Below are 20048 nucleotides of genomic sequence, written 5' to 3'. Positions count from 1 at the left end.
GAAGAACCGGCAGTATATAGGATACGGTTTGTGCCTTTGCGATCCCGTGTCAAGCACGGGAACGGGATAGCTCAATTCTTTCTAAATATCAGCTATTCAGCAAACGTTTTACCGTTTCAGAGATAGCACGTCCTTCCGCTTTACCGGCAAGGGCTTTAGAAGCTACGCCCATAACCTTGCCCATGTCTTTCGGGCCGGCAGCACCTACCTGGGCAATGATGGCCTTTACCTCAACTTCCAGTTCTTCGGCTGTCATTTGCTTCGGAAGGTAAGTTTCAAGCACTTTTACCTGCGCCAGTTCGGCTTCAGCCAGATCGGCACGACCTTGCTGAGTATAAATTTCAGCTGAGTCTTTGCCCTGTTTTACCAGCTTCTGAATAATCTTCAACGCATCGGCATCCGTCAGGGTATCGTTGGCACCCGGAGCTGTCTTAGCTTCCAGGAAGAACTTCTTTACATTTCTCAATGTTTCGAGGGCAACTTTGTCTTTTGCCTTCATTGCGTTTTTAATGTCTTCGCTGACTTTTTCAAACAAATCCATATCTAATTTCTTTTTTAAGAATTATCGGAAACTTATCACCTGCTTACCGCCCGTATCGGGTTTCTTCCCTTCGCTACGCGGCGCCGAAGGAGTCGTTGTCGCAGAAGATGAAACCGGGATCTCGTCACCCATCACTTTGGAACGGGCACGGGCAATCACCTTCGGGTCACGGTTATAAGTAGGATTATCTTCGATCAGAGCGATCAGGGCATCGTCGTCCAGTTCATCCTGATTCAACACAACCGCTTTTGCACGGGCTGCCACACGGCGCATACGCTGACCGGAAGCTCCGTAATATTTGTCGATCAGGTCTTTTTCGGCACGTTCCTTGTTCAGGCGTTCTTCTTCCAGGCGCAGTTCCTCTTCGGTCATGCGGCCTTGCTCGATCTGACGCTTTTCGGCGATCTGAGGAATGTCTTCCATACCGAAACCGGTGGCTAGGATAGTCATTTTGACTTTCGTCCCTAATGTATTGTCGATTGCCGTACCCCAAATCACTTCGATGTCACGTCCGAAGCGTGACATAAAATCGTGTACGTCATTCATTTCTTCCATACGCAACTCAGCCTCTTCGCCAAACGATACGTTGAACAATATCTTTTTAGCATTAAACACGTCGTTGTTGTTCAGCAGCGGAGAGTTCAGAGCATCTTCTATTGCCTGGCGCACACGACCTTCCCCTTCACCGAAACCGTTACTCATAAGAGCTACGCCACCATCTTTCATAGTGGTATTGACATCGGCAAAGTCGAGGTTGATAATACCCGGAAGAGTGATGATCTCGGCAATGCTCTTAGCGGCAATGGTCAAGGTATCATCGGCTTTTCCGAAAGCATTCGTCATGGTCAGGTCGGAATATATTTCACGAAGACGTTCGTTGTTGATAACCAGCAAAGCATCTACGTTCTTACTGATCTCTTCCACCCCGTTCAACGCTTGGATGATTTTGCGTTCACCTTCAAAGACGAAGGGGATTGTAACGATACCGACCGTCAGTATTCCCATATCCTTGGCAAAACGAGCGATTACCGGAGCGGCTCCCGTTCCCGTACCACCACCCATACCGGCAGTGATAAAGACCATCTTGGTACCGTCGCTCAGCATCTTGCGGATATCTTCCATACTTTCCTCGGCAGCCATCATGGCCCGTTCGGGTTTGTTTCCGGCTCCCAGTCCCTGGGTGATGTTACGCCCCAGAGGCACTTTGACCGGCACGTCCGAGCGGTTCAGTGCCTGGTTGTCGGTGTTACACAGAACGAATGTAACATCATGTATACCTTCTTTGTACATGTGGGTAACAGCGTTACCACCACCGCCTCCAACACCAATTACTTTGATGATCTTAGGAGTATCTGTCGGATAATTGAAACTTAATATTGTGTCGTCCATTGTCTTCCGGTTTTATTACATTCGCTGTTGTTACTTTATATCGTCTTCGTCATCAAACAAACCCTTACCAAACGTGTCTATACTTTTAGTGAGGCGTCCGAACAAGCCGGGACCTTTCTTCTTCTCCGGTTTCTTCTTAGGTGGCTCAGGAGTCTTTTTAGGTTCTTCCTCAACCGGCTCTTCTTTCTTCTCCGGTATAGGATCTACCTTAGGCGGTATATAAAGGGCACAGTTTATTGCTCCTCTTGCCAGCAAACCAACAGCAACGGCATATTCGGGATTGTTGGCAATCATTTCCCCGCTTTCCACGATACCCTTACGCACGGCAGAGTAGCGCACGTCCATCTTCAGACGTTCACGGATCACCTCCGGCAGGTTCTTCAGAGCGGCACCACCACCGGTGATAATGATACCCGCACCGAGCGAATTTATCAGGCCGGTTGCTTCAAGGCGGGCATATACATTTTCGAGAATCTCCTTCATACGCGCCTCGATCACATTATTGAGGTCGGCGAGTTTGATCTCGCGCAATCCCATGCCATCGGCAGAACTTACCTGAATGCTCAAATCATTATCTTTCTCCATCTGGGCACTACCGTAGGTCAGCTTTACGCGTTCCGCTTCGGCTTCAACCAGATGGAGACTGGTGATATCGCGGGTAATCAAATGGCCTCCGAAAGGAATGACGGAGAGGTTCACCAGCTGTCCGGCTTTATAGACCGTCAGCGTAGTCACTCCGGCACCGAAACCGATCAGGGCACAGCCCAGGTCCTTTTCATTGTCGGTCAACACCACATCGGCCAGGGCCAGCGGCGAAACGACAATGTCAGCAATTTCTATTCTGGCACGGTCAGCAATACTGTTGATTACATAACGTTTCAACGAAGGCCGTCCGACAATCAGCTTATAGCGAGCTTCAATCCGGGTACAGGGAATGCCAACCGGATTAGGTTCAGGTTTATCGTCTAAAAAATAGGTAGGAGAAACGGCTGCCAGCACATCCAGCATATCCGGATGATAATTGCGGCATTCCTCATACAGGCCGCTGATGACCTCTTCCGTCACCACCCCGTCGGTACCCAATATCCGGGGAACGGTATGATCGATAGAGCGTAGCGACTGCCCGCCGATGCCGACATAAACCTTTCCGATGCGGGCACCGCCAAGTTTATTTTCCAGCTTCAGGATGAGTCGTTTGATCTTATTTGCTGTTTCTTCCACATTATATACACATCCTCTTCGTATACAGGTAGCGGAGTTCTCAACTTCGTAGGCAATAATCGAGAGAGCTCCCGTCGGGCTCTTCGTTCCTACCATACCGACCATGTGAGAAGAGCCAAGGTCGATGGCTGCTATAAAGTCTGTGTATGCCATATCATCTATCTTTTAGTACAAACAATCTGATCTTTGTATTTTAAATTTATTATACTGTATTTCTCCCAACCGACTTTCGGTATGACCTTGTCATAGAAGAGCCGGAGGTTATCCAGCTTTTCCTGGAAATCGTCGAAAGTACCCAGTACAATACGGTGGTTTCCCACCCGGGGAATCAGTTCCACTTCGTTGTCAGGATGAACATAAATCTGTTCTATCTGATTATTCCAGAACTCATTCTCCTGCAAAAATAATGCAAATTTGTATAAGTCGGTTACCGCCAGCTCTTTTTCGACATATCCACTTACCAAAGGGACATCGGCGACGTAACGGAAACTGACCGGCATCGTAGTGCCGAGGTTATCCACGTAGAAGTTTCCCCGGGAGCTAATCACACGCAAGATAGGTATTTTTTGCTCAACTTCCAGCTTTATGATCCCCGAAGGTGTCTTATAGGCTTCGATACGGGCAATCATTTCGTTCTTTTTGAGTTCGGTTTCTATCCTGTCGGTGTTGATAGCATCCATAGGCTTCTTGATCGGGTTCAGATCAGCCTTTTTAAGGATCGTCACCAGATCGCTTTCGCTTACAAAATGTTTGTCGAGACTGTCTTTCACCACGACCTGAAGGTCCTGGCATACCTTATCCTGCCTCATTTCACGGAAGAAGAAGGATACAAACACGATGTAACAAAACAACAGTGTAGCGACTACTATGGAAACTATACGAATCACAATTTCTTATCCAATATTTGTTTAACAGGTTCGATCAGCCGGTCTATATCGCCGGCTCCAACCATCAATACAACTTCAAACGTATCTGCCTCCTTCTCCACCAGGTCGAGCAGTTCGCTTTTACGAATCAGCTTCTTGGCTGGGATGGTGACAGCATCGAATATGATTTCCGAAGTCACCCCCGGAATAGGCTCTTCACGTGCAGGATAAATATCCAGCAGGATAAGTTCGTCCAACAACGACAGGCTGGCGGCAAAGTCGGGAGCAAAGTCGCGTGTCCGGGTATACAGATGCGGTTGGAAGATGCCCGTTACCTTGCGTCCGGCATAAAGTTCCTTCACAGATTGGATGCTGGCAGCCAGTTCGGCGGGGTGGTGGGCATAATCGTCGATCAGGACGATAGCATCTTTCTTCAGATGGAAGTCGAAACGGCGTTTCGGACCAGCAAAGGATGCCATGCCTTTTCTTATTTCTTCCGGAGTCACGCCGTTCAGCCAGGCAAGGGCAATAGCGGCAACCCCATTCTCTATATTTACTTTTACAGGAACACCCAACTGAATGTTGGCAATACGGATATCCGGGCCAACGAAGTCGAAGTGGATCTCACCGTTTCCGATATGGATGTTTTCAGCATAAAAATCGGCTTCTTCTGCTCCGGTATAAGTATAGAGTTTCACACCCTCTTTCAGCCGGGGCGTTACGTTGATGCCTTTCTTCATGAGCAGGCAACCGTCGGGACGGATCAGCGAGGTGAAATGTTCGAAACTTTCACGATAGGCTTCCTCTGTGCCGTAGATATCCAGATGGTCCGGGTCGGCGGCAGTGATGACAGCCATATAAGGTGTCAGCCAGTGAAAAGAGCGGTCGAACTCGTCTGCCTCGATCACGGTCAGGTCACTTTTATCGGACAACATCAGGTTACTGTCATAGTTCTTCAGGATACCTCCCAGGAAAGCATTGCAATCGACATGTGATTGTTTCAGCAGGTGGGCAAGCATGGAAGAGGTCGTTGTCTTACCATGTGTTCCGGCAATGCAAAGGCCACGCGAACAGTTGGTGATTTCGCCTAAGACACGGGCACGTTTCATGATCTCAAAACCATTCTGACAAAACCAGGCCAACTCCGTATGCGTCTCGGGAACGGCGGGCGTATAGACAACCAAAGTCTTAGCCGGGTCTTTAAAAGCATCCGGTATCAGGGAGATATTATCTTCGTAATGAATAACGGCACCTTCACGGTTCAACTGTGCGGTCAGGTCGGACGGAGTCTTATCATATCCGGCTACTTGTTTTCCCTTTGAAAGAAAGTAACGGATCAGGGCACTCATCCCAATTCCTCCGGCTCCGACAAAATAAACAGCCGTTATCGTATTTATATTCATATCGTTTTCTTTATTACTTCTCTATTATCTTTACTATCTCATCGACAATACGGTCTGCACTCTGATGCTGGGCCAACTGTTCGATATTACTACTCAACTGAGCCAGACGTTTGTCATCGTGGATAACCTCCAGGGCTTTCGTTACCAGTTGCTGTTCAGCATCTTTATCTGAAACCATGATCGCTGCATCTTTGTTTACCAAAGCCATGGCATTCTTCGTCTGATGATCTTCCGCCACGTTAGGGGAAGGAACCAGGATGACAGGTTTCTTCAATAGGCAAAGTTCAGAAATAGAACTTGCTCCGGCACGGGAGATGATCAGGTCGGCAGCCGAATAGGCATAATCCATACGGGTGATAAAGTCGGAGCACCAGATGGGCATGCCGCGATAGGCTTTCAGATGCTTGGTGGCTTCGCTGTAATAATAACGCCCAGTCTGCCAGATCACCTGCACATCGGAAGCGAACAGTTTATCCAGGTCGCCCTGTATGCTGCGGTTGATCGTGCGGGCTCCCAGGCTACCGCCGACTACCAGTATCGTTTTCTTTTCCGGAGAAAGACCGAAGAAAGCCAGCGCTTCCTCTTTCCTGTCGGTCGCTTCTTCCAGATCCTTGCGGACAGGGTTTCCGGTAATCACAATCTTGTCGGCCGGAAAGAACTTCTCCATACCGTCGTAGGCAACACATATCTTCGAGGTCTTCTTTGCCAGCAACTTATTGGTTACTCCGGCATAAGAGTTTTGCTCCTGGATCAGGGTCGGGATGCCCAGCGAAGCCGCCATCCACAACGTCGGGCCGCTGGCATAGCCGCCCACTCCCACTGCAATGTCCGGACGAAACTCGCGGATCGTCTTCTTCGCCAGTCCGAGGCTTTTACGCAGACGGTTGAGCACTTTTATATTGTTGAGCAGGTGGGCACGGTCGAAACCACTCACCGGTAAACCTACTATTTCATAGCCGGCGGCCGGAACCTTTTCCATTTCCATCCGGTCTTCCGCACCTACAAATAAGATTTCCGCATCAGGGAAACGTTTCCTGAAAGTATTGGCAATGGAGATAGCCGGGAAGATATGTCCTCCGGTTCCGCCACCACTTATTATTATACGGTACTGTTCCTTCATTCTCTTGATTTTGTCTCTGTTACTACTTCTTCTGTCTCAGGCTGTGTGTCGGGCACCCAGTTGGAGATTTCTTCCTCCGTGATGGCTGGGGCTGCACCGGCGCCTTCGGTTTCATCTTCTTCCGGAAGTTCATCTTCCTCATTACCCATATTGGCTCCAAAACGGCTTACACTCAGGATGATCCCGAAATAAATACAGGATATCACCGTCGAAGTACCACCACGGCTGACCAACGGCATCGGCTGGCCGGTTACCGGTATAAGGTTGACGGCCACCGCCATATTGGCAAGCGCCTGCACGACGACCAACAGGCCGCACCCGAGCACCAGATATTTGGGAAAGGCTTTCTCGCACTTTCGCGCAATCATCCCGACTCGCACCAATAACATGATATAAAGCATCAGCACGAATACACCGCCTACCACACCCAATTCTTCAATAATGATCGCATAAATAAAGTCGGAATAGGCCTGCGGAAGAAAATCTCTCTGCTGACCATGACCGGGCAACTGTCCGAACACCCCTCCGCGTGCAATCGCGATCTTTGCATGGGAGACCTGGTAATTATCGTCGGTAATCTTATATACTCCGTTCTCGTCGGTATCCGATTCATGTCCGTCGAAAAAACGCTCCAAACGTCCCTGCCAGGTGCTGAAACGGTCCGGCAAATATTGGGTCACCCCAGCCGGCGTAAACCGCAGCAAGACAACGAAGAGGATAAGCGCCAATATCAGGACACCCGCCAGCTTCCCCAACTTCATCAATGGCAACTGGCCGATGAACATCATAAGGAAACAGACACCGAACAGCATAAACGCCGTCGAGAAGTTTTCCGGAAGAATCAGTACACAGGTCACCCCCACCCCGATCAGTATGTATTTGAATATCTGGTCGTCGGTAAACCTGCTCCGCTTACTGAGCAGGAAGGCGATAAACACAATGGAGGCCAGCTTGGCAAACTCCGAAGGCTGGAACTGTATGCCGAATATCTCCAGCCAGCGGTGTGCATCGTTAGCATTGATCCCGACAAAGGGCGTGACAAGCAACATCAGCACCGAGACGGGCAGCAACAATATAAACGCCGGAAAGAACCGGCACGGGACATTGTGCAACAGCAAAACCAGCACAAACCCGCCCAGCAGGAAAGTGGCATGACGAACGATCGGCGCCCAATGATTCGCGTTCTTGTAGGCAATCGTACTCGTGGCACTGAACACCTCAACAACCGAAATCAGGCACAGGAACATGAAGATGATCCATATCACCCGGTCGCCCTTAAATAATTTACTTGCCAGATCCATTCTATACTTGTCTTTTATTCAAATTAAAACTACGGCAATCTCCGGATTCCCGATATTTATATTTCCGATGACCGGAAGAGTACTGTTCCGACCATCGGAATAGCGTTGTTCCAGCTATCGGAAGAGCACTGTTCCGACCATCGGAAAAGCGTTATTCCGACAACCGGAAATTAAAGACTGCGTACGCAGGCCTTGAACTGGTCGCCACGGTCTTCGTAACTCTTGAAGAGGTCGAAGCTGGCGCAGCACGGGGATAACAAGACCGTATCTCCCTTTTCTGCCAATTTATACGCTTTGTTTACCGCTTCTTCCATCGAGCGGGCATCTTCTATCTGCGCTACTTTCCCATCGAAAAAGGCATGCAGCTTGGCATTGTCGACACCCAGGAAGATCAAGGCACGTACTTTCTGTTTCACAAGTTCTTCAATCTCGGAGTAGTCGTTACCCTTATCCGTCCCGCCCAGTATCAGTACCAGCTTGGTAGTCATACTTTGCAAGGCATACCAGCAAGAGTTTACGTTTGTTGCTTTCGAATCGTTGATATAATCTACTCCGCGTACACGGGCAACCTTCTCCAGGCGGTGTTCCACCCCGGTAAAGTCACTCAGTGAAGCCCGTATATTCTCATCGTGGATATCGACCACCTTGGAGGCGATACCCGAAGCCAACGAATTGTACAGGTTATGTGTACCCGTTAATGCTAATAAGTCCTGATCCATTGTAAATGTTCCGTTTGAGGTTTCAATTACTATTTGCTTATTATCCGTATATCCCTTCACGCCGTCTTCATGTGTTTCGGCGAATGGGTAAAGAGTAGCCGCAGGATGGCGCTTGGCAATCTCGCGTGCAATGATCGGGTCGTCGTTCCAGAAAATAAATGCATCTTCAGACGTCTGGTTCTGAATGATGCGGAACTTGGCGTCCACATAATTCTGCATCTCGTAATTATAACGGTCCAGATGATCGGGCGTTATATTCAGCAAGATAGCTATATCCGCTTTGAAGTCGTACATGTTATCCAACTGGAAACTACTCAGTTCGATGACATAGACCGCATGCGGTTCTTCGGCGACCTGTAAGGCCAGGCTGTTACCGACGTTTCCTGCCAACCCGACGTCCAGTCCGGCTTCTTTCAGTATGTGGTAGGTCAGCATGGTGGTCGTTGTTTTCCCATTGCTACCGGTGATACAGACCATTTTCGAGTCGGTGTATCGTCCGGCAAATTCGATCTCGGAGATGATATGCGTCCCCTGCGCTTTCAGCTTTTGGATGATCGGAGCCTTATCGGGTATTCCCGGGCTCTTGATGATCTCGTCGGCATTCAGAATGTCGGCTTCAGTATGCTGTCCCTCTTCCCAACGGATTCCGTGGGTGTCCAGCAGCTCCTTATACTTGGGTTTGATAGACGAAAAGTCGGAAACGAACACGTCAAATCCTTTCGCTTTCGCCAACACAGCAGCACCTGCACCGCTTTCTCCTCCCCCTAATACAACAATTCTATTCATCATTAATAATTATCTAATTTGCCAATATGCCAATGTGCCAATAAAATACTCTCTATTCTAAATTATTCAATTCCTTAATTGGCAAATTTAGCGCAGCGCCATATTGCCACATTATTTATCTCATCTTCAATGTGACGATCGTAATAACCGCCAGAATAATACCGATCAACCAGAAGCGCACCACGATCTTCGATTCGGGCACTACATTGAACGGTTTTTGTATCAACGCCTGTATTCCTGCATTCCCTGCTTTCTGGAAATGATGATGCAATGGCGTCATTTTAAATATGCGACGACCTTCGCCATACTTCTTCTTTGTATATTTAAAGTAAGCAACCTGCGCCATCACCGAAATACTTTCAGCAAGAAAAATACCACAAAGAATCGGGATAAGCAACTCTTTACGGATAATTATGGCAAACACTGCTATAATACCTCCCAACGTCAAACTACCCGTGTCGCCCATAAATACCTGTGCCGGATATGAATTATACCACAGGAAACCGACTGTCGCCCCGATAAAGGCAGCCGCAAAGACCACCAGTTCTTCCGCCCCCGGAATAAACATGATATTCAAGAAGGAAGCAAACTCGAAGTGAGACGACATATAAGCCAATATCCCCAGAGCAACCCCAATAATCGCTGAACTTCCGGCAGCCAGTCCGTCCAGCCCGTCGGTCAGGTTCGCCCCGTTTGAAACGGCCGTCACCACAAAGATAGTCATCAGCACGAATACCAGCCACGCTGCTTCTTCCTTATAATCGCCCGCCCAGCTGACCAGTTGGGCGTAATCAAAGTTATTATTCTTCAGGAACGGGATCGTCGTCTTGGTCGACTTGGTTTCCACCGTATGATAATGTACTTCTTCAATCACATTATCATGGCGCACCTCCATATTCTCTTTAATTACGACATCCGGACTCATAAACAACACCAGTCCGACAATCAGTCCCAGACCGATCTGTCCGACGATCTTGAACTTGCCGTGCATCCCTTCCTTATTTTTGCGGAAAACCTTGATATAATCGTCTGCAAAACCGAGAGCACCCAGCCAGACGGTTGTCACCATCATCAGGATTACGTAAATATTGTTCAGCTTGGCGCAAAGCAATGTCGGGATCAAAATGGCAATGATAATAATGATACCTCCCATTGTCGGCGTACCTTTCTTACTCATCTGCCCTTCCAGTCCGAGGTTACGCACAGTTTCACCGATCTGCAATAACTGCAAACGATCGATGATCCGGCGGCCGATCGCTGTCGAGATGAACAAAGAGAGGATCAACGCCAGTCCGGAACGGAATGATACATACTTAAACATCCCCGCCCCAGGGAGATCCAGCTGATCCAGATAATTAAAAAGATAATACAACATAAAAACTTCGTTTTCAGTGGACAGTTGACAAGTGACAATTGACAGTTATTTGTGATGAACATTTAACTGTCAACTATCATCTGTCAACTGTCAACTATTAAATATATTTCTTATTACTTCGCGGTCGTCAAAATGATGTTTCACACCTTTTACTTCCTGATAATCTTCGTGTCCCTTGCCGGCAACAAGGATCACATCGCCTTTCTTCGCCAGCATGGCTGCCGTTTTGATGGCTTGCATACGGTCGGTGATACAGAGCGTACGTTCCATATCCGCCTTGCTTAGTCCGGCCACCATATCGTTGATGATATCGTCCGGCTCCTCAAAACGGGGGTTATCAGAAGTCAGAATGACCTGGTCGCTCAGCTTGACGGCTTCCTTTGCCATCAACGGGCGTTTGCCTTTGTCACGGTTTCCTCCGGCACCCACTACGGTGATGATGCGGCCTCTGCCATTCAGCACCTCATCGATACCGTTCAGCACGTTCGTCAAGGCATCCGGCGTATGGGCGTAATCGACAATAGCCGTATAACCCTTCGGAGACTGTATCGTTTCAAAACGACCAGAAACCGAATGAAGCGTGCTTAACACAATCAGCGTCTCTTCCGGATCTTTGCCCAAAGAAACGGCAGCCCCGTAAACAGCCAGCAGGTTGTAAGCATTGAATCGGCCTACAAAGTGGACAACCACCTCACGGCCGTTAATAATCATCTCGGTTCCTTCAAAGTGCGATTCAAGAATCTTTCCTTTGAAGTCAGCCAATGTGCGCAATGAATAGGTCAGCTTCTTTGCTGCCGTATTCTGAAGCATTACCAGACCTGATTTGTCGTCGGCATTCGTCAGTGCGAAAGCGCCGGCAGGCAGGTCATCGAAGAATTTCTTCTTGGCTTTCAGATAATTCTCCACTGTTTTATGATAATCCAGATGGTCGCGTGTCAGGTTGGTAAAGATACCACCGTCGAACGAGAGACCACTGATACGTTTCTGGTCGATCGAATGGGAACTGACTTCCATAAAAGCATATTCGCATCCGGCTTCCACCATCCGTGCCATCAAGCTATGAAGGGTGATCGGGTCGGGTGTCGTATGATCGGTCGGAATCGCTTCGCCGTCAATGTAATTGCATACAGTTGAAAGCAGGCCTACCTTATGTCCCATCTTACGGAACATTTCATATAATAAGGTAGCGATAGTCGTCTTGCCGTTCGTTCCGGTAACGCCCACCAGCGTCAGTTTATCCGAAGGATTGTCATACCAGGTCGAAACCAATTTACCCAATGCATCCGCCGAATCTTTCACCCGGATGAAAATGACATTTCTCCCGGAAGGATTTCCATTTTCTTCCGAAAGGGATGGAATATCCTCGCAGACTACCGCTACGGCACCTTTGGCAATGGCTCCGTCGATATAAGCGTGACCGTCGACCGCTGTGCCTCTTACCGCCACGAACAAAAAGCCGTCTTCCACCTTACGGGAATCAGACTGGATACCTGCGATTTTTACATCATCTATCCCTACGACTTCCAGTACATCCAACGTATGAATCAATTTCTTCAGTTCCATATTCTATCTGTTTACGGAGAGGTCCGGAAACCTCCCCTTTCTATTATCTTAATGTTAAGCGAATGGACTGTCCTTTGGCAATTCGTGTGCCTGCTCCCATCGACTGGGCGGAAACACGTCCCATTCCATCCAATACAACCCGCAAACCAACACTTTCGAGCAGGAAAACCGCATCTTTAGCGCCCATTCCAATCACATTCGGCACCAGGCCTTCACGGATTGCCAGGTCACGCAGATGAAGTTCTTCTTCGCCTTCTTCACGCTTTGCGACAACCCATTTTGTCTCCAGGCTGTCTGTATTTGCACTGACATCGAGTTTATCCAATACATTTTCCAGTGCCTCCAGATTCCCGTTCTTTGCAGCCGGCAACATCACGGCCAATGAATCACGTTCCATATCACGCACATCAAACGACATATGGCTGGCATATACTTTCTCGGCAATGGCTTTTACCACGCCCCCGGACATCGTTCCACCGGACGGATAACCGATACGCGGACGGCGGATAACGACAATACAGGAATATTTCGGCTCGTCGGCCGGAAAATATCCGCAGAAAGCAACCTGGTGCCCGCTTGTACGGTAAACACCGCCCGAAGCAATCTGCGCCGTACCTGTTTTTCCGGCTATACGGATGATATCCGAATGAACGGCTTTACCGGTTCCTTTCTCTACTACGCCCAGCAACATATCTTTGATAATCTCCAATGTTTTGTCTGAACAGATAGACGATTTCAACACCTCTGTCGAGAAACTCTGCACCGTCTTTCCGTTGTGCATAATCTCTTTAGTAAACATCGGGCGCACCATCTTTCCCCCGTTTGCAATGGCATTGAAGAATGTCAGCGTATAGATAGGCGGTATCTGCGTTTCATATCCGAAAGACATCCAGGGCAATGTTGTCTTCGACCAGTACAAGGCGGTATCGTTCGGCATACGAATCTTGGCACGTCCGGCTCCCGGGATTTCCAGGTTCAGCGGAATAGTCAAGCCCAGCTTATACAAACCTTCCACATATTTGGTCGGGTTCTTTTCGTACCCTTTCAGAATAATCTTCGCCACACCGATATTCGAAGAATACCAGATAGCCTGCTCTGCCGAGATACGACCGTAACCGCCTTTATTCATATTATGGTCGGTCATACGGGCACCTTTATACATATAAATACCTTTGCCCACATCCACCGTATCGCTTGGCTGGCAGATTCCGTCTTCCAAAGCGACCATCATAGAGGCGACTTTGAAGGTCGAACCCGGCTCTATCTCATCCGCTACTGCATGGTTCTTGGTTTCAGCATAAGCGCCTTCACGGATACGGCCCATATTGGTTATCGCTTTCACCTCGCCTGTCCCCACTTCCATGACAACGGCTGTTCCGGATTCGGCGTCGATCTTCTTCAACATATCGACCAATGACTTCTCGGTTATATCCTGGATATTGATATCAATCGTAGTCCGGATATCCATGCCATCGACCGGCTCTATCTCAACAACATTCGTCCATCCGCCACCAACACGACGAACCGAACTCACTCCGGGTTCACCCCGAAGCAAAGAGTCGTACTGCAACTCCAACCCGTTCTTTCCTTTGGTCACACCTCCGGCTTCAATCTCACCGTAAATATCTCCGATAGTACGGGATGCCAATGTCCCAAAGGGTTTCTGGCGTTGCACCATTTCCTTCGTATAGAATCCACTCTTATAACGACTCAAACGGAGAAACGGGAATTTCTTCATCTCTTTCAGGTCGGTATAAGAAGCACGCCCCTCATAAACGGGATACTGACGGCTTTTGCTATTCAGTCCGCGAAGCAGATGCGCCTTATAGCCGGCCGGCGTACGATTCTTAAATTTACGTGACAGATAAACGGCCAGCGAATCCACCCCGTTCACCTTCGAATTCCGGAACGTATCGACAGAAAATCCGTCGGCACGAAAGTCGATATAGGTATAATAACGAGGCACACTGGTTGCCATCAGCTTTCCATCGGAAGAATAGATGTTTCCACGTCCGGGTAATATCAGACGGTTCGGGCGTTTCTGGCTTTCGGCCACCTTCTCCCATTTCTCCTTCTCCACAAAAGCTGTATCAAACGTGCGAAACAATATGCCCACTGCTATAAGCCCCAATAATAGCACGACAAGAAAGTAACAGAATAATATACGGTTACTTTTCGGGGCGATTTCTATTGGTTCATTCTCTTCTGCCATATTTATTTGTATAATTCATACGGCGGAGTTTTGGCTCCTTCCAGTTCAATACCTTGTTCTTCAATCAATAATTCTACTTGCGACTGACGGCTATTGCCCGTCAGTTCCGATGAAATAGACAATGCCTCGAAACGAATGTCGCGCAAACGTTGTTGCAGGCGGTCGATCTCCCTTAGTTTCTGCATGCAGGTGTAGCGGTTGCCGATGAAGAAAAATATCATTATCACAACAAGCACAATCATTCTTGTGTGTTTAACGATAAAATCCTCGTTCAGGATACCACCGCCCAGCACATACAAAAGAGAAAGACGTTTCTCTTTTTTCTTTGACTTTTTACGTTGTTGTTTTTCCTCCATAACTCCCTTTTTAATTGAAAATTATACGAACGCGAACCTAATTTTCAATTTGTAATTTTCAATTCTCTTTTTTTCCTTTCTTCTCCGCTATTCTTAATTTGGCGCTTCTCGAACGGGGATTTCTTTCAATCTCCTCGTCGGAAGGCACAATTACTTTATTATTTACCATACGAAATGGCGTTTGTACATTTCCGAAAAAGTCTTGTTCGCTTTTTCCTTCAAAATTTCCTGTTTTCAGGAAGTTCTTTACCAGCCTGTCTTCCAGAGAATGGTAAGTGATTACAACCAAACGTCCGCCGGGCTTTAAGACCTGGAGGGTTTGTTGCAGCATTTCTTTCAGGGCACACATTTCGTCGTTCACTTCGATACGAAGGGCCTGGAATGCCTGTGCCAGGAACTTTTTCTCTTTGTCTTTTCCGGTAAAGGGTTTAACCAGTTCCAGAAAGTCTCCGATTGTTTCTATCTTTTTGTTTTCACGTGTCCGGACAATCAATGAGGCCAGCCTGCGGGCAACTTTCAGTTCGCCGTAAAGGTAAAAGACGTCGGCCAATGCTTCTTCCGTATAGTTGTTTACAATATCGGCAGCCGTCTGGCCGGCACGGGCGTTCATCCGCATATCCAGCGCTCCGTCGAAACGGAAAGAGAAACCACGGTCTTTATCATCGAAATGATGGGAGGAAACGCCCAGGTCGGCCAATAGCCCGTCCACTTCGCCGTCTACGCCATGATAACGCATAAAATTATACAAATAACGGAAATTACTGCGAACAAACACAAAACGGGAGTCATCAGGAATATTATGTTCGGCGTCGGCATCCTGGTCAAATCCGTAAAGTTCGCCATCGCTATCCATCCGTTTCAGGATTTCGCGTGAATGTCCGCCACCTCCGAAGGTCACATCCACGTAGATACCCCCTTCTTGAATATTCAGGCCTTTCACGCTTTCATCGAGCATCACCGGTACATGATAGCAAGTCTCTTTCTCTTCCATTTTCTGTTTTACACGTTAAACTTTCCCTTAAACAAAAGCACCCTACTTCGTTGGCAACGGGCACTTTACTATATTTGTGGGTAAAATTAAACATTTATCAAATTACCTTCCAAGAAATATATGAGAAAAGTACAAAAAAGTTATCAACAGGTAAGGGAGACCTACTTTTCTCTTGATAGAAAAGTAGACAAAAGATTAAGGCTGCACCCAAACAATAGTGTGGTTCTACAATGGAACAAACAGGGAGATAAATACAATTTTCTCCCAAGAAACCGGAGTTTCCTCGGGAGGAAATCAGAGTTCCCTGCCCAGGGAATTGTAGTTTCCCAGGCAGGGAACGCCAGTTTCCAAAGCAGGGAACTACGAGGAAACTGTAATAGATTAGTAATCAGTCTAGTTTAACAGAAACGATTTCTCCTTCTTTTATGGCTTTATGTAATAGTGTCTTCCCCTCGGATTTGACAGTAACTAACTGTTTTCCATTCTCACGGAGCACTTCGATATCGAATGTTGTATTAAATGCTTTTATTTTACGCAAGTTCATACTGTTCCATTCCGACGGCAAACGGGGAGTAAAAGTGAAGGATTTCAGTCCTGTCGGACGAATACCGAACATTCCTTCTGTGATGATACGCCCATATAATCCGCTTTCTGCAGAAAGATGGCGCTGACTTCCTTCCGGCCAGGCTTCGATAGCATAAGGCACGTGCTCACCTAACAGGCGTTGATTGGAATAGAATTTCAGATATTCTGTTGCCTTCGCGGTTGCCCCGCAGGCATATACGCCTCTTAAAGCATAAAGGGTGGAACGGTCCCAGAATGTTTCACTTCCTGCCTGGGTCAACAAACCGTTCTCCGTCCACAGGCGGGGAGAGAACAGGGCATTGATCGTACCTTCTTTGCGGTCAAAGATTCCAACAGTCAGAGGAATACAAATCCAGGAACGAAGGACATCGTTTCCTTCATAATATTGATACGTGTCAAAGCCTTCGACTTTGGCTCCGAAATAGTTTTCCATATTTTCCCGAAGGTCTCTTGCCTGTTTTTCATAAGCACTCAATACAGAAAAAGGCTTCTTCAAATCTTTTCCCAGATAGACAGCCGAGCGCAACGCATCGTAATACAATGAAGAGGTACAAAGATTGGCTTTTCCGGCAGGAAAACGTCCTTCCAGTTCATCTGAATCAGAGGCGACCACTCCTTTATCATTCAGGTTACGATGGCAATACTCCAGACACCATTCAATCAGAGGCCACAACTCTTCGGCTTCCGCCTTGTCACCTCTTGCCAGGGCATAACGGGAAGCTCCGTAAGCGACCATTGCCGCATCGCCACGGTCACCGGCCCCACCCCAAACATCAATACCTTCTGCGATGATTGAACTCGGTATCTTTTCATACTCCGGATTCATGAAACGGGCAAAATGTTTAAACGAATTAAGGGCCGAGCCATTTCCGGCTTCATATCCGAGATAAGGGAAGAAGGGATTGATATATTCCGCCTGGTCGTTTGCCCAGATAGCGGCATAATATGACTCACCGCCAGGACCGTGCATCAATCCGCCTTTGGTATCGTAAATACTTTCAGCACCACGTATTTTGGCAAAGGCAAACATGGTATTGACAACAGGGTCCGGTGTCTCGAGAATCAGATTATCCCAAAAGCCTGCAATCAGTTCCTTCCGCTCCTGAAGTTCCTTTTCCACATCAGGTTTCAATTCTGCTTCACCGTTTTTATAGCCGGTGATAGCAGCATAAAAAACAAGTTCTTCTTTCGGCTGAAGCTGTTTGGTTGCTGCCCCGATAATTTCCGAGACTAATTTATAACTGCCGTCCACTCCTTTTTCCGGGTCTGTGTTAATCACGGCACGCGATTCGGGCACTTCCACCGTAAGAGGCGAACTACCTGTATTCCGAAGGATATACTTTTCATAAACGGCCGGTTTCGCCACCGCCGGGAAAATGATGCGTGTCAGTTCAGCCTTTGCATTACGCGATAATCCGATGGCACTTTCTACAGTCATTTTCCCATCCAGCGTAATCTTATTCACCTTTTCTCCGGATAACGATTGTCCGTTCACCGCCACCATGTCCGTTGCATTCCAGGCAAAACGACGCATCAGGCTGGCATGCGTATTGTTCGGGATAGTGCGCAACATGGGCCAAACCATACTTTTATTCAGTTCAAAAGATCCGTCGGCATTCACCCCGTAACGAAGCACAGTCGAAACTTTCAGCCCGCTCATCTCAATATGGTCATAATGAGGGATACGGTCTTTGACATTCCAGGAGATACTGCCGTCGGGGTTGATCGACCAACGGTTTTGAGCAGAAAGAGTTCCACCACAAACAAGGGTCCAGAATAAAAACACAAATAAAAACTTCTTCATGATACTTTATTATATAAATAGTTATTCACACATTACTTTTATTATAATTCCATTACTAATCAGAGTAACGAACATCCTTCACCGTTACAGATTCAGTATTTTTCATGTAAACAGGATGCGGACATCCCGAAATATCATTGTTGATGATCCGAACACTCTTCGCGTCTTCAACCGATATAGCATGTTCATTTACCGCTTCAATAATATTATTCCGAATAAGAATATTATTGTTTAAAAAACCCGTCTTCTCTCTTATACCGGATACAGATATACTGATTCCGGATGAAGCTCCCTGAGTTCCTTGTGCATAACCACAACCGGAAATCCAGTTATTTTCAATCAACACATTCTCCACCGGACCACTTTCACGCCAACCAGCCTCAGCTCCTAATTGAATAGCCGTTCCAGTACTATTCTGTACTACATTTTTATTGATAAGAACATTCCTGCTTTTTATCAAAAATGCCCTTGCCAAGTGACTCTTCACTGTATTATTCGTAATCCGAACAGAGGGACGACGTGTAATATTTGTCATATAATAAAGATCCGGAGAACCGATAAGCCAGTCTTTATTCAATGTCACACTCACCCTCCAGTCTACAGTAGACGTATCTACCTGCTCCACTATAAAATGTTCTTTCTCCATCAAATTACTCCTATTCACAACCAACAAAGTATCACCAACGTCCGGATAATCCAATGATAAAGCATGAAGGTCTGCATTTTGTATTTTTATTTCTACAGATCTTTTTGTTTGGGGAACAATTGTATAATAATAATTATGAATATTTGTGCAATCGTCTCCCTGCCCTCCAAATTTACAATTTTCTATCACAATTTCTCCTTTACAACTAGTAAAATGTGTTGCATCCGTATTAGTTGAAATAATCATACCAGCTTCCGGAATCACTTGCAGATTCTCTAAAGTTATATTTTCCGACAGATGTCCGACAACTCCCATACCCGGCTGACTATGAATCTTAACTCCTTCAATATAAATATCAGACGATTCCTTTATCATAATTGCAGGACGATAATGCCCGGAATGACGCAATACACAGAAATCACCTGTAGAAGGTCTGAAATCAGTATAAATCCGGATCATGTCTTTCGAAAGCAACTCTTTTCCGGAAACTCTGCCACCAGTATATAATCTCTCTCTCATAGCATCCACATAATGAACTCTGCCTGTTACATCTTTATCCAAATAAAAATACCGTTCAGGATCGATCTGCATATCAAAGCTACCTTCATTCAATTTAGTTATCTTCCCCACCGTATTAGGCGGCCTCCGATAAACAATACTCAAACCTTTTATTGTTACCTCCCGGGCCTTATCTATCGAAACAACTTCATACCATCCCTCCAATAATAATATAGCACCTTCCGCTTCCACAACCAGATTCTCCGCTCCAAACAAATCCAATGCTTTCACATAAGGGGCATCCGGTTTAAATAAGCGACCTTGTACATTCTCTCCATATACTCCGCTTATAGCCTCTCGCTCAATCTGTAATGCCAGTGAATCCCTGAAATTATACAGACCTGGCGGAAAAAACAAGACGGTAGATTTATTATCCCTACAATATTCACAAGCTTTACGAATATTCTCCGAATCATCAAGCCCATCATCCGGTATTGCTCCAAAATCCAATACACTGATCCGTTGTCCTGACTCTGCATAACAATACAACCAAGAATGGAATAAGATGATAAATAAATATATTAATCTCTTCATTTTAACTCAATTTCTATTCTGTCAAATCATATTATAGATACAAAAAAGCACTCTTAAAGAATAATCGCTTAGCTTTAT

General features: G+C 46.9%; 15 protein-coding genes. All 15 read right to left on the bottom strand.

What is annotated here, in order from left to right:
- Nucleotides 1-88: 88 nt before the first annotated feature.
- The 15 genes from HMPREF1535_RS11010 to HMPREF1535_RS10935 all read right to left on the bottom strand — a co-directional run bounded on the left by HMPREF1535_RS11010 (nucleotide 89) and on the right by HMPREF1535_RS10935 (nucleotide 19970).
- A complete protein-coding gene (locus HMPREF1535_RS11010) occupies nucleotides 89-541 on the bottom strand; it encodes a GatB/YqeY domain-containing protein (protein ID WP_009859907.1) in 453 nt (150 codons plus the stop codon).
- Nucleotides 542-562: 21 nt separating this feature from the next.
- Nucleotides 563-1930 (bottom strand): cell division protein FtsZ, encoded by a 1368-nt coding sequence (ftsZ, locus tag HMPREF1535_RS11005; protein WP_010800793.1) that lies wholly within the window; start codon nucleotides 1928-1930, stop codon nucleotides 563-565.
- A gap of 30 nt (nucleotides 1931-1960) precedes the next feature.
- Nucleotides 1961-3304, bottom strand: a complete 1344-nt coding sequence (ftsA, locus tag HMPREF1535_RS11000; RefSeq protein ID WP_009859909.1) for a cell division protein FtsA — start codon at nucleotides 3302-3304, stop codon at nucleotides 1961-1963.
- Between the two features lie 5 nt (nucleotides 3305-3309).
- Nucleotides 3310-4038: a cell division protein FtsQ/DivIB gene (locus HMPREF1535_RS10995; RefSeq protein ID WP_009859910.1), complete on the bottom strand. Its 729-nt coding sequence runs from the start codon at nucleotides 4036-4038 to the stop codon at nucleotides 3310-3312.
- A complete protein-coding gene (gene murC, locus HMPREF1535_RS10990) occupies nucleotides 4035-5420 on the bottom strand; it encodes a UDP-N-acetylmuramate--L-alanine ligase (RefSeq protein WP_046146138.1) in 1386 nt (461 codons plus the stop codon). The genes HMPREF1535_RS10995 and murC overlap by 4 nt, the downstream gene beginning before the upstream one ends.
- Nucleotides 5421-5433: 13 nt before the next feature.
- Nucleotides 5434-6540: an undecaprenyldiphospho-muramoylpentapeptide beta-N-acetylglucosaminyltransferase gene (murG, locus tag HMPREF1535_RS10985; protein WP_046146137.1), complete on the bottom strand. Its 1107-nt coding sequence runs from the start codon at nucleotides 6538-6540 to the stop codon at nucleotides 5434-5436.
- Entirely contained in the window at nucleotides 6537-7841 is a 1305-nt protein-coding gene (locus HMPREF1535_RS10980; protein WP_046146136.1) for an FtsW/RodA/SpoVE family cell cycle protein, read from the bottom strand. Before HMPREF1535_RS10980 ends, murG begins: the two co-directional genes overlap by 4 nt.
- A 170-nt stretch (nucleotides 7842-8011) precedes the next feature.
- Complete coding sequence (gene murD, locus HMPREF1535_RS10975) at nucleotides 8012-9346, bottom strand: UDP-N-acetylmuramoyl-L-alanine--D-glutamate ligase (RefSeq protein ID WP_046146513.1); 1335 nt, start codon at nucleotides 9344-9346, stop codon at nucleotides 8012-8014.
- A gap of 115 nt (nucleotides 9347-9461) precedes the next feature.
- Nucleotides 9462-10721: a phospho-N-acetylmuramoyl-pentapeptide-transferase gene (mraY, locus tag HMPREF1535_RS10970; RefSeq protein WP_044215089.1), complete on the bottom strand. Its 1260-nt coding sequence runs from the start codon at nucleotides 10719-10721 to the stop codon at nucleotides 9462-9464.
- A gap of 90 nt (nucleotides 10722-10811) precedes the next feature.
- Nucleotides 10812-12284, bottom strand: a complete 1473-nt coding sequence (locus HMPREF1535_RS10965) for a UDP-N-acetylmuramoyl-L-alanyl-D-glutamate--2,6-diaminopimelate ligase (protein WP_046146135.1) — start codon at nucleotides 12282-12284, stop codon at nucleotides 10812-10814.
- A gap of 43 nt (nucleotides 12285-12327) precedes the next feature.
- The gene (locus tag HMPREF1535_RS10960; protein ID WP_046146134.1) at nucleotides 12328-14496 is read right to left on the bottom strand and encodes a penicillin-binding protein; all 2169 of its coding nucleotides are present in this window, start codon (nucleotides 14494-14496) and stop codon (nucleotides 12328-12330) included.
- 2 nt (nucleotides 14497-14498) lie between these two features.
- Nucleotides 14499-14852 (bottom strand): FtsL-like putative cell division protein, encoded by a 354-nt coding sequence (locus HMPREF1535_RS10955; RefSeq protein ID WP_009859918.1) that lies wholly within the window; start codon nucleotides 14850-14852, stop codon nucleotides 14499-14501.
- A gap of 58 nt (nucleotides 14853-14910) precedes the next feature.
- Nucleotides 14911-15843, bottom strand: a complete 933-nt coding sequence (gene rsmH, locus HMPREF1535_RS10950) for a 16S rRNA (cytosine(1402)-N(4))-methyltransferase RsmH (protein WP_046146133.1) — start codon at nucleotides 15841-15843, stop codon at nucleotides 14911-14913.
- A 388-nt stretch (nucleotides 15844-16231) separates the two neighbouring features.
- A complete protein-coding gene (locus HMPREF1535_RS10940; RefSeq protein WP_046146131.1) occupies nucleotides 16232-18232 on the bottom strand; it encodes a glucosidase family protein in 2001 nt (666 codons plus the stop codon).
- 55 nt (nucleotides 18233-18287) lie between these two features.
- Nucleotides 18288-19970, bottom strand: a complete 1683-nt coding sequence (locus HMPREF1535_RS10935) for a right-handed parallel beta-helix repeat-containing protein (protein WP_046146130.1) — start codon at nucleotides 19968-19970, stop codon at nucleotides 18288-18290.
- Nucleotides 19971-20048: the final 78 nt, after the last annotated feature.

The organism is Parabacteroides goldsteinii DSM 19448 = WAL 12034, assembly GCF_000969835.1.
GTDB classification, from domain to species: domain Bacteria; phylum Bacteroidota; class Bacteroidia; order Bacteroidales; family Tannerellaceae; genus Parabacteroides; species Parabacteroides goldsteinii.
Note: the sequence above shows the minus strand (reverse complement) of the source record. Positions and strands in the feature narration are given on the sequence as shown.

What these genes read in the sequence shown, in the direction of transcription:
- HMPREF1535_RS10960 (WP_046146134.1), bottom strand. Translation starts at nt 14,496, where the DNA reads ATGGCAGAAGAGAATGAACCAATAGAAATCGCCCCGAAAAGTAACCGT.
- murG (WP_046146137.1), bottom strand. Translation starts at nt 6,540, where the DNA reads ATGAAGGAACAGTACCGTATAATAATAAGTGGTGGCGGAACCGGAGGA.
- HMPREF1535_RS11010 (WP_009859907.1), bottom strand. Translation starts at nt 541, where the DNA reads ATGGATTTGTTTGAAAAAGTCAGCGAAGACATTAAAAACGCAATGAAG.
- HMPREF1535_RS10980 (WP_046146136.1), bottom strand. Translation starts at nt 7,841, where the DNA reads ATGGATCTGGCAAGTAAATTATTTAAGGGCGACCGGGTGATATGGATC.
- murD (WP_046146513.1), bottom strand. Translation starts at nt 9,346, where the DNA reads ATGAATAGAATTGTTGTATTAGGGGGAGGAGAAAGCGGTGCAGGTGCT.
- HMPREF1535_RS10940 (WP_046146131.1), bottom strand. Translation starts at nt 18,232, where the DNA reads ATGAAGAAGTTTTTATTTGTGTTTTTATTCTGGACCCTTGTTTGTGGT.
- rsmH (WP_046146133.1), bottom strand. Translation starts at nt 15,843, where the DNA reads ATGGAAGAGAAAGAGACTTGCTATCATGTACCGGTGATGCTCGATGAA.
- HMPREF1535_RS10955 (WP_009859918.1), bottom strand. Translation starts at nt 14,852, where the DNA reads ATGGAGGAAAAACAACAACGTAAAAAGTCAAAGAAAAAAGAGAAACGT.
- mraY (WP_044215089.1), bottom strand. Translation starts at nt 10,721, where the DNA reads ATGTTGTATTATCTTTTTAATTATCTGGATCAGCTGGATCTCCCTGGG.
- HMPREF1535_RS10965 (WP_046146135.1), bottom strand. Translation starts at nt 12,284, where the DNA reads ATGGAACTGAAGAAATTGATTCATACGTTGGATGTACTGGAAGTCGTA.
- HMPREF1535_RS10935 (WP_046146130.1), bottom strand. Translation starts at nt 19,970, where the DNA reads ATGAAGAGATTAATATATTTATTTATCATCTTATTCCATTCTTGGTTG.
- ftsZ (WP_010800793.1), bottom strand. Translation starts at nt 1,930, where the DNA reads ATGGACGACACAATATTAAGTTTCAATTATCCGACAGATACTCCTAAG.
- ftsA (WP_009859909.1), bottom strand. Translation starts at nt 3,304, where the DNA reads ATGGCATACACAGACTTTATAGCAGCCATCGACCTTGGCTCTTCTCAC.
- murC (WP_046146138.1), bottom strand. Translation starts at nt 5,420, where the DNA reads ATGAATATAAATACGATAACGGCTGTTTATTTTGTCGGAGCCGGAGGA.